The sequence below is a fragment of the Arthrobacter sp. JCM 19049 genome, assembly GCF_001310435.1.
The window spans coordinates 1-1,495 of sequence record NZ_BAXF01000513.1 but is presented as its reverse complement, the minus strand read 5'-3'; the positions used below and the strand labels follow the sequence as shown (position 1 = coordinate 1,495).

General features: G+C 70.2%; 1 protein-coding gene and 1 pseudogene. Both read left to right on the top strand.

Going from position 1 to position 1,495, the window contains the following annotated elements; all coding sequences use genetic code 11:
- Positions 1-94: 94 nt before the first annotated feature.
- Positions 95-265 (top strand): annotated as a pseudogene (locus JCM19049_RS22765) (aminotransferase class III-fold pyridoxal phosphate-dependent enzyme); the annotation flags it as partial.
- Positions 266-333: 68 nt separating this feature from the next.
- The gene (locus JCM19049_RS13940; RefSeq protein WP_306420819.1) at positions 334-1,353 is read left to right on the top strand and encodes an aminotransferase class III-fold pyridoxal phosphate-dependent enzyme; all 1,020 of its coding nucleotides are present in this window, start codon (positions 334-336) and stop codon (positions 1,351-1,353) included.
- The last annotated feature ends 142 nt before the right edge of the window (positions 1,354-1,495 follow it).

Genomic DNA, 1,495 nt, shown 5'->3' with positions numbered 1-1,495 from the left:
CCGCCCCCCGCCCTTGGCCGGCAGCGTCCTGGACAGGGATGCCGGGCTGCTCTGGCATCCGTACAGTACCCTGGGGGCCGGGGCCCGCTATGAGGTGCAGGAGGCCGAGGGCGTCTGGCTGAGTCTCGCCGATGCCTCCGGGCGCTACCGGGTGATCGATGGCATGTCCTCCTGGTGGTCCGCCGTCCACGGGTACCGCCACCCGCGGCTGGATACGGCCGCGCGGAAACAGCTGGAGCAATTCAGCCACGTAATGTTCGGGGGACTGACCCACGCACCGGCCGTGGAACTGGCCGAACGCCTGACGGCCCTGGCACCGGGCAGCCTGAACACGTGTTCCTGGCCGACTCGGGATCCATCTGCGTGGAAGTGGCACTCAAATTGGCGCTGCAGTACCAGCACGCCCGGGGGCAAGGAGAACGTCAACGCGTCGCGGCCCTGCGCGGGGGCTATCATGGGGACACCTTCGCCACCATGGGAATCTGCGACCCGGTGGACGGGATGCACGCGCAATTCAGCGGCCAGGGTCCCGAGCACGTATTTCTGCCCCGCCCGCCCTCCGCCGTGCCCGAACCAGGGGGCGGCTGGCAGGTTGATGAGACCGAGCTTTCGGAGTGGGAGACCCAGGCGCGGGCCGGGATCGCTGCGCACTCCGGGGAGCTGGCCGCCATCATCTGCGAACCGGTGCTGCAGGGCGCCGGAGGCATGCACGTCTACGCGCCGCAGGTGCTGGGGGTGCTGCGCCAACTGGCCGACGAGCACGGCCTGCTGTTGATCTTTGACGAAATCGCCACCGGGTTTGGCCGCACCGGGCGCCTCTTCGCCAGCCAATGGGCCGGGGTCATCCCGGACATCATGTGCGTGGGCAAGGCCCTGACCGGCGGCTACCTGAGCCTGGCTGCGACGCTGTGCACCACCTCGGTGGCCCAGACGCTGGAGCGCAGCGGTTCACCGCTGCTGCACGGGCCCACCTTCATGGGCAATCCGCTGGCCTGCGCAGTGGCCAACGGGTCGCTCCGGCTGCTGAGCGAACCGGATCCGCAGGACAAGGGCGCCGCCCGCTGGCAGGGGCAGGTCAACGCCCTGCAGGACGGGCTGCGCCGGACACTGGGCGAAGCGAGCGGCTTCAGCAGTGTCCGCCAGGTGCGGGTACTGGGCGGGGTCGGGGTCATCCAGCTGCGTGAGCCGGTGCGGATGGCCGAAGTGACCGCCGCTGCGGTTCGCCGGGGTGCGTGGGTGCGCCCCTTCCGCGACCTCCTCTACGTGATGCCGCCCTATGTCACCGGCAGTCGGGAACTGGAGCAGCTGGGGCAGGCGGTCGTGGCGGCGGTAGGCCAAGTCCATGGACGCTAGCTCCACAGCCCAGCGCAGCAAGCGGCACGAGGCGGGGAATTGCCGGAGCACTGGCACGGGTGGCTCGCCGGGCGGCAACGGGTGCGCCAGGTCCGTCACTTCCAACGCCGCGACACCAGTCGGACCGGGCTGCTGGATCTGG